The organism is Streptomyces sp. NPDC050423, assembly GCF_040655445.1.
GTDB lineage: Bacteria > Actinomycetota > Actinomycetes > Streptomycetales > Streptomycetaceae > Streptomyces.
Genome location: NZ_JBFAJY010000006.1, coordinates 206,866 through 214,693 on the forward strand (window position 1 = coordinate 206,866; position 7,828 = coordinate 214,693).

General features: G+C 68.0%; 7 protein-coding genes. 2 read left to right on the forward strand and 5 right to left on the reverse strand.

Going from position 1 to position 7,828, the window contains the following annotated elements:
* Positions 1–23: 23 nt before the first annotated feature.
* On the forward strand, positions 24–2,153 hold the full coding sequence (gene fusA / locus AB0I52_RS07510) for an elongation factor G (RefSeq protein WP_363069851.1): 2,130 nt from the start codon (positions 24–26) through the stop codon (positions 2,151–2,153).
* A gap of 161 nt (positions 2,154–2,314) precedes the next feature.
* Complete coding sequence (tuf, locus tag AB0I52_RS07515; protein WP_363069853.1) at positions 2,315–3,508, forward strand: elongation factor Tu; 1,194 nt, start codon at positions 2,315–2,317, stop codon at positions 3,506–3,508.
* A gap of 165 nt (positions 3,509–3,673) precedes the next feature.
* On the opposite strand, the gene AB0I52_RS07520 is transcribed toward tuf, so the two are convergent.
* The 5 genes from AB0I52_RS07520 to AB0I52_RS07540 form a co-directional block, all read right to left on the reverse strand.
* Positions 3,674–4,783 carry a caspase family protein gene (locus AB0I52_RS07520; RefSeq protein ID WP_363069855.1) on the reverse strand — a complete coding sequence of 370 codons (1,110 nt, stop codon included), beginning with the start codon at positions 4,781–4,783 and terminating at the stop codon, positions 3,674–3,676.
* Positions 4,784–5,128 carry a hypothetical protein gene (locus AB0I52_RS07525; protein WP_363069857.1) on the reverse strand — a complete coding sequence of 115 codons (345 nt, stop codon included), beginning with the start codon at positions 5,126–5,128 and terminating at the stop codon, positions 4,784–4,786. It abuts the gene before it with no gap.
* A 27-nt stretch (positions 5,129–5,155) separates the two neighbouring features.
* A complete protein-coding gene (locus tag AB0I52_RS07530) occupies positions 5,156–6,577 on the reverse strand; it encodes a tetratricopeptide repeat protein (protein WP_363069859.1) in 1,422 nt (473 codons plus the stop codon).
* A 33-nt stretch (positions 6,578–6,610) separates the two neighbouring features.
* Complete coding sequence (locus AB0I52_RS07535; protein ID WP_363069861.1) at positions 6,611–7,039, reverse strand: hypothetical protein; 429 nt, start codon at positions 7,037–7,039, stop codon at positions 6,611–6,613.
* 207 nt (positions 7,040–7,246) lie between these two features.
* On the reverse strand, positions 7,247–7,720 hold the full coding sequence (locus tag AB0I52_RS07540) for a GNAT family N-acetyltransferase (RefSeq protein WP_363069863.1): 474 nt from the start codon (positions 7,718–7,720) through the stop codon (positions 7,247–7,249).
* Positions 7,721–7,828: the final 108 nt, after the last annotated feature.

The window sequence follows — 7,828 nt, forward strand, 5'->3', positions numbered from 1 at the left end:
AGACCGAGAGAAGATTGAGCCTTATGGCCACCACTTCGCTTGACCTGGCCAAGGTCCGCAACATTGGGATCATGGCCCACATCGACGCGGGGAAGACGACCACCACCGAGCGGATCCTCTTCTACACCGGTGTGAGCTACAAGATCGGTGAAGTCCACGACGGCGCAGCCACGATGGACTGGATGGAGCAGGAGCAGGAGCGCGGCATCACGATCACGTCGGCCGCGACGACCTGCCACTGGCCGCTCAATGATGTTGACCACACCATCAACATCATCGACACCCCCGGTCACGTCGACTTCACCGTCGAGGTGGAGCGTTCGCTCCGCGTCCTCGACGGTGCCGTCACCGTGTTCGACGGTGTGGCCGGCGTCGAGCCGCAGTCCGAGACCGTCTGGCGCCAGGCGGACCGCTACGGCGTTCCGCGTATCTGCTTCGTCAACAAGCTCGACCGCACCGGTGCCGACTTCCTCCGTTGTGTCGACATGATCGTCCAGCGCCTCGGCGCGGTCCCGATCGTGATGCAGCTCCCCATCGGTGCGGAGGCCGACTTCCGCGGCGTCGTCGACCTCGTGACGATGAAGGCCTTCGTGTACCCCGAAGAGGCCGTCAAGGGCGAGATGTACGACACCGTCGAGATCCCGGACAACCTCAAGGAGGCCGCCGAGGAATGGCGCGGCAAGCTCCTCGAGGCCGTCTCGGAGAACGACGACGAGATGATGGAGCTGTACCTGGAGGGCGTCGAGCCCACCGAGGACCAGCTGTACGCGGCGGTCCGCCGGATCACCCTCGCGTCGAAGGGCACGGCCGACTCCGTCACGGTCACCCCGGTGTTCTGTGGCACCGCGTTCAAGAACAAGGGCGTCCAGCCCCTGCTCGACGCGGTCGTCCGCTACCTGCCTTCCCCCCTGGACGTCGAGGCCATCGAAGGCCACGACGTCAAGGACCCCGAGGTCGTCATCACGCGCCGTCCCTCGGACGACGAGCCGTTCTCCGGTCTCGCGTTCAAGATCGCCAGCGACCCGCACCTCGGCAAGCTCACCTTCGTCCGGATCTACTCCGGTCGCCTCGAGGCCGGCACCGCGGTGCTGAACTCGGTCAAGGGCAAGAAGGAGCGCATCGGCAAGATCTACCGCATGCACGCGAACAAGCGTGAGGAGATCGCGTCGGTGGGCGCGGGCGACATCATCGCTGTCATGGGGCTCAAGCAGACCACGACCGGTGAGACGCTCTGTGACGACAAGAAGCCTGTGATCCTGGAGTCCATGGACTTCCCGGCACCGGTCATCGAGGTCGCCATCGAGCCGAAGTCCAAGGGCGACCAGGAGAAGCTGGGTGTCGCCATCCAGCGCCTCTCCGAAGAGGACCCGTCCTTCCAGGTGCACTCCGACGAGGAGACCGGCCAGACCATCATCGGTGGTATGGGCGAGCTTCACCTCGAAGTGCTCGTCGACCGCATGAAGCGCGAGTTCCGCGTCGAGGCGAACGTCGGCAAGCCGCAGGTCGCGTACCGCGAGACGATCCGCAAGGCCGTCGAGCGTGTCGACTACACGCACAAGAAGCAGACTGGTGGTACCGGCCAGTTCGCGAAGGTGCAGATCGCCATCGAGCCCATTGAGGGTGGCGACGCGTCCTACGAGTTCGTCAACAAGGTCACCGGTGGCCGCATCCCCCGTGAGTACATCCCCTCGGTGGACGCGGGCGCCCAGGAAGCCATGCAGTTCGGCATCCTGGCCGGTTACGAGATGGTCGGCGTCCGCGTCACCCTTCTCGACGGTGGCTACCACGAGGTCGACTCCTCGGAGCTCGCCTTCAAGATCGCCGGTTCGCAGGCGTTCAAGGAGGGTGCCCGCAGGGCGTCCCCCGTGCTCATGGAGCCGATGATGTCCGTCGAGGTCACCACGCCCGAGGACTACATGGGCGATGTGATCGGCGACCTCAACTCCCGCCGTGGCCAGATCCAGGCCATGGAGGAGCGCAGCGGCGCTCGCGTCGTGAAGGGCCTCGTGCCCCTCTCGGAGATGTTCGGCTACGTCGGAGACCTCCGCAGCAAGACCTCGGGTCGCGCAAGCTACTCGATGCAGTTCGACTCCTACGCCGAGGTTCCGCGGAACGTCGCCGAGGAGATCATCGCGAAGGCCAAGGGCGAGTAACTCTCCCGAGCTCACGCTTTAGGCTTGTCACCGGAACCCGGTGGGGCATTCGGCGCGGCGCGCAAGCACTGCGCCGAATGCCCCCGGGTCCCGGCATCCCAGCAAAGATCACCTGGCGCCGATGAAGCAAGGCGTACAGAACCACTCCGCAGGAGGACCCAGTGGCGAAGGCAAAGTTCGAGCGGACTAAGCCGCACGTCAACATCGGCACCATCGGTCACATTGACCACGGTAAGACGACCCTTACGGCCGCCATTACCAAGGTGCTTCACGACGCGTACCCGAACCTGAACGAGGCCTCGGCCTTTGACCAGATCGACAAGGCTCCCGAAGAGCGCCAGCGCGGTATCACCATCTCGATCTCGCACGTCGAGTACCAGACTGAGCAGCGTCACTACGCTCACGTCGACTGCCCGGGTCACGCTGACTACATCAAGAACATGATCACGGGTGCGGCGCAGATGGACGGCGCCATCCTCGTCGTCGCCGCGACCGACGGCCCGATGCCGCAGACCAAGGAGCACGTGCTCCTGGCCCGCCAGGTCGGCGTTCCGTACATCGTCGTCGCCCTGAACAAGGCCGACATGGTGGACGACGAGGAGATCCTGGAGCTCGTCGAGCTCGAGGTCCGTGAGCTCCTCTCCGAGTACGAGTTCCCGGGCGACGACCTTCCGGTCGTCAAGGTCTCGGCGCTCAAGGCTCTTGAGGGTGACAAGGAGTGGGGCCAGACCGTCCTCGACCTGATGAAGGCCGTCGACGAGTCGATCCCGCAGCCCGAGCGTGACGTCGAGAAGCCGTTCCTCATGCCGATCGAGGACGTCTTCACGATCACCGGTCGTGGCACCGTCGTCACCGGTCGTATCGAGCGTGGTGTCCTCAAGGTCAACGAGACCGTCGACATCGTCGGCATCAAGACCGAGAAGACCACCACCACGGTCACCGGCATCGAGATGTTCCGCAAGCTGCTCGACGAGGGCCAGGCCGGTGAGAACGTCGGTCTGCTCCTCCGTGGCATCAAGCGCGAGGACGTCGAGCGCGGCCAGGTCATCATCAAGCCCGGTTCGGTCACGCCGCACACCGAGTTCGAGGCCCAGTCCTACATCCTGTCGAAGGACGAGGGTGGCCGTCACACCCCCTTCTTCAACAACTACCGCCCGCAGTTCTACTTCCGTACCACGGACGTGACGGGCGTTGTGACCCTTCCCGAGGGCACCGAGATGGTCATGCCGGGTGACAACACCCTCATGAACGTCGCGCTGATCCAGCCGGTCGCCATGGAAGAGGGCCTGAAGTTCGCCATCCGTGAGGGTGGCCGGACCGTGGGCGCCGGCCAGGTCACCAAGATCCTCAAGTAAGTACTTGAGCGTCTGACCTGGTAGCTCCGCACAGAGCACCGAGAAGGGCCCCCTCCCGTCGCGCGAGCGGCGGGAGGGGGCCCTTCTGCATGTCTCTGGCCGCATGTCGTCGGACGGTGGCGCCCGGCCGGTGCTCCTGCTGCAACGCCCGTCGCCGGATGGCTCTCACTTCCGCCGCCGCAGCAGCCTCTCCAGGTCCTCCGCCGCCTCGGGCAGACCGGCAGCCGCGGCCTTCCGGAGCCAGCTCTCGGCCTGGGCGAGATTCCCGGTGTGCCACGAGCTGACTCCCAGCTCATACATGGTGGCGGGGTCCCCGGACTCGGCTGCCCTGTGGCGCCACATTCCTGCCGATACGCGATCTCCGTCCCGCTCCTGCAACCGGCCCAGCTCCCTCATGGCGTCGGATCGCCCCGCACCCGCGGCCTCCCGGTACCAGCGCACCGCGCCCGCGCCGTCACCGAGTCGCTCCAGCCGCGTGGCCTCCCTGACCATCGCGTCCGGATCGGAGATGCCCGAGTGCGCCCGGTTCCTGGCCAGCGCGAGATGGCCGACCGTCTGGGTGTTCCGCAGTTCGGGGCGCGGATGCCCCTTGCTGGGCAGAGCTCTGGCGAGGTGTTCGTGGATGGTCTGCAGGGTGAGGAGCTCCGCCGCGTCGGCGGTTCCGTGCCGCAGGAAGTCGAGCAGTTCGCCGGTGTAGGCCGTGTGGCGCGCACCATCAGGCGCGTTGGAAGGGCGATTGGCCGGCGATGACGCCAGAGTGCAGGCACCGGCCACCTCCAGTTGGCCGGCCACCACCGAGGTGGTGGTGGCCATCGCGCCGATGGCCTGTCCGGAGAAGCAGCAGTCGAGAATGAGGACCCGGCTGTCCGCTCGGGCGTTCGCCAGTGTGCGGCGCACCAGGGCGAACGGTATTCCCGTCCACGCCACCAGGTCCGGTTCGCTGGAGGTTCCGGGCAGGGACAGATACAGCTCGCCATCCGGGCCGATGAGGCCGTGACCCGCGTAGTAGACGAGCAAGAGGTCCTCGGCCTCCTTGGCCGCGGCGACCAAGCGGGTTCCTATGGATGTCAGGTCACCGAGATCGGCGGCCGGGGCGTCCTTGTCCCGCCTCGCGCAGTGGTTGTTCGGGAGGGCTGTCCCCCATGGGCTGGTGAGCACCTCGGCCAGGTCGTCGATGTTGTGCTTCACGGCGGGCAGGTCGAACAGGCCGGGATCGGTGAAGGCGTCGAAGCCCAGCAGTACCGCCCGGGACCGCTGTGGGTCGGGCAGGCGCATTCATCGCTCCAGGACGCGTCGCAGCACGGCTTCCAGGTGCGCCTCCGGGACGTCGCGCAAGGAGATCTTGACGCTCTGCCCGTCAGGGCCGGTCACCTCGATGTCCGCCGACGGACGGCGGTGCCTGATCCACACGGACAGCGAGGCCGCCAGTACGGTGCCGGCTCCCTGTGCGCCGAGGGCCACGATCACGACTTCGGACATCCCGCCCATGTGGCCGGGGTGCGCCTCGGGTCGCTCGATGGCGGACCGGCCGCGGAGCTCGTCCTCGCGCGACAGCCAGTCGGCCAGCGCGGTCAGCTCGGTCCGGGCCGTTTCGCCGGTCAGCCGGATGTACGCCTGCATCGTTCTCCCGTCCAGGACGTGCGCGGTTCAGACCCCGGGCCCGTGCTCTTCCTGCAGTACGGCTCTCATGTCCGTCACGGCGTTGGCCACCCCGGCATCGACCGCCCGTCGGCACCACTGCTCCCCGGCAGCCACGTCCCCCCGTACGGCCAGGAGGATCCCGAGCATCGCCATACAGCTGCCGTTGCCGACAGCGGATCCCCTGCGGTACCACATCTCGGCGTCCTCCAGCTCGCCGCGATTCATTCGCACCCCGGCCACCAGGAACATGCCGGATTCGTTCCCCGTCCGGGCGGCTTTCTCGTACCACTGATCGGCTTCGTCCAAGTCCCCCCGCCGCTTCGCCAGCGTCCCCGCCTTGATCATGGCCAAGTCATTTCCGGTGGCGGCGGACTTCCGGTACCAGTGCAGCGCGTCGTCCAGGGCGCCGCGCTCTTCGAGCAGATGGGCCAGCCGGAGCATCGAGCGGTCGACCCTGGCCTCGGCAGCCTCCAGATACCACTGTTCCGCCTCGGCCAGGTCCCCCCTCTCCTCCAACAGGTTGCCCAGGAAGTCCATCGCCGGCGGCACCCCTGCCTCGGCCGCCTGCCGGAACCACGGTTCCGCCTCGGCCGGACGCCGCTGCTCCGCCAGCAGCAACGCCAGCACCAGTACCGAGCGGAGATGCCCGGCCTCGGCCCCTCGCCGGTGCCATTCCTCGGCTTCGGCGAGCCGTCCCTGCTCCACGAGCAGTTCACCGAGTTGGAGCATCGAGGGGCCGTGCCCGTTGCCGGCCGCCCATCGGTAGATCTCCTCGGCCTCGGCCGGCTCGCCACGCTCGCGCAGCAGGGAGGCGAGCAGAGTCAGCAGTTCGGTGATGAGCGTGTACCCCTGTTCCTCGGGTACGTCGTCCGCCTCCATCAGCGTCGCGGCGGCCTCCCGCAGCACCCGCTCCGCCTCCGCCGGGTCACCGCGCTGGAGCGCGAGGCGCGCGAGATCCCTCATTGCGTCGCCCCGCGTCAGAGCCTGGCCCGCACCCGTGCAGTCCGCCGCTCTGCGCAGCCACTTCTGTGCCTCGTCCAGGCGGCCGCTCCGCTCCAGCAGGAGCCCACCGCACCGCATCGAGAAGGCGTCACCATGATCCGCCCCCTTGCGGTACCACTCCTGGGCTCCCGTGAGATCACCGCGCTCCTCCAGGAGGTAACCCACGCTGCCCATCGCGTGCGCGTTCCCCGCGTCCGCGGCCCGACGACTCCAGCGCTCGGCCTCGACGGACTCCCCGCGCTCCTGCAACATCCCCGCGACGTGAACCATGCTCTCGGTATGCCCGGCCTCGGCGGCCCGCCGGTACCACCGCTCGGCTTCGGAGCGGTCCTCCCGCTGCTGGAGCAGCCACCCCAGCTCGACCATCGCGTCCGGGTCGCCGCCTTCGGCGGCTTCGCGGTACTGCTGTTCCGCCTGCTCGTCCATCTGTCCCCCGTTCGTTGCGACGACTCGGACGGCTCAAAGGCGGCCCTTGGCGAGATCGCGCAGCATGCCCTCCTTCACGGAGGGCATCTCGATGCGCTCGATCAGGCGTTTGGCGGTGTGCTTGTCCGTCGTCGCCAGCGTCCTCGCCATGGTGGCGAACGCCCCGTCCCGTTCGTAATCCGTCCTGATGGTCAGCGCGATGCGCTCGGCCTCACGGGCGTTGAAGGCGACCAACTGCTCGGCCAGTATGCGAACCGAGAAGTCCCGGCCGTGCTTTACGACGTGGTCCTCGTATGTGACGGTGTTCGCGATGCGTTCGGCCTCGGCGATGTCGCCCGGTCCGATGGCCACCTGAACGGCGAGATCGGTCAGGGTGGCTGCCCTCCGCCGCGCGTCCGGGATGGCGCGGGCCATCCGTTCGGCCTGACGTATTTCTTCTCGGAGACGACGGCGTCCGGCCATGGCTTTCCCCCTGAGACCCAGGCGACTGCAGTGTTCTCGATGGCAGCACGTCACGTGTACGGCCGCAAGAGTGAGTGACGGACCCTCAACGGCTTTCGGCCATGAGCACGCACAGGTCCCGCGGACCGGCGGGCCCGCAGGCGGCCGGTCTTCGCGACGGCCGACAACTCCGCCCGCCCGCCGGGGCGGTGATGCGGAGGTGGGATCTCAAGTCCAGCTCGAACCAGCCGTAGGGCGGCGCACCATGTAGACGTCGACCGGGTCCTCGCGCTCCAGGGTGAACCCGTGCCGCTCGTACAGCCGCCGGGCCGCGCTGCCCTGGAGCACGTTGAGCCGGACCGCGGTGCCTTCGGCGTCGGTACGGGCCAGCAGTTCACGCAGGACCGCGGAGCCGATGCCCCTGCCCTGGAGCTCCTCGGCGACGAAGAAGCTCTCCAGGCACCAGCCGTCCTCGACCGGCCGCAGCGTGACGCAGCCGCCGAAACGGCCGTCGAGGACGATCACCGAGGTGTACTCGGGTCGGTAGGAGTCGCGCAGCCGCCGGCGCACCCGGTGCTCGTCGTAGCGGCCGAGACGGACCAGGTCCGGGCGCATCACGACGGCCCGGAGCTCGGCTATGGCGTCGACGTCCTCGGGGGTGGCGGGGCGCAGGGACCACGCCTGAGTGGTACGTACATGCATGGCCGGATTCTGTCAGAGGGCGGGGGGGGGCGGGCCCCGGGGCGCGCCCCCCCCCCAGGAGAACGCGCGGGGCGCGGGGTGTTCCGGGACCCGCACCACCGGGGGGGT

Coding starts and splice junctions, on each gene's coding strand:
- AB0I52_RS07530 (WP_363069859.1), bottom strand. CDS start 6,577: ATGGACGAGCAGGCGGAACAGCAGTACCGCGAAGCCGCCGAAGGCGGC.
- AB0I52_RS07540 (WP_363069863.1), bottom strand. CDS start 7,720: ATGCATGTACGTACCACTCAGGCGTGGTCCCTGCGCCCCGCCACCCCC.
- fusA (WP_363069851.1), top strand. CDS start 24: ATGGCCACCACTTCGCTTGACCTGGCCAAGGTCCGCAACATTGGGATC.
- AB0I52_RS07525 (WP_363069857.1), bottom strand. CDS start 5,128: ATGCAGGCGTACATCCGGCTGACCGGCGAAACGGCCCGGACCGAGCTG.
- AB0I52_RS07535 (WP_363069861.1), bottom strand. CDS start 7,039: ATGGCCGGACGCCGTCGTCTCCGAGAAGAAATACGTCAGGCCGAACGG.
- AB0I52_RS07520 (WP_363069855.1), bottom strand. CDS start 4,783: ATGCGCCTGCCCGACCCACAGCGGTCCCGGGCGGTACTGCTGGGCTTC.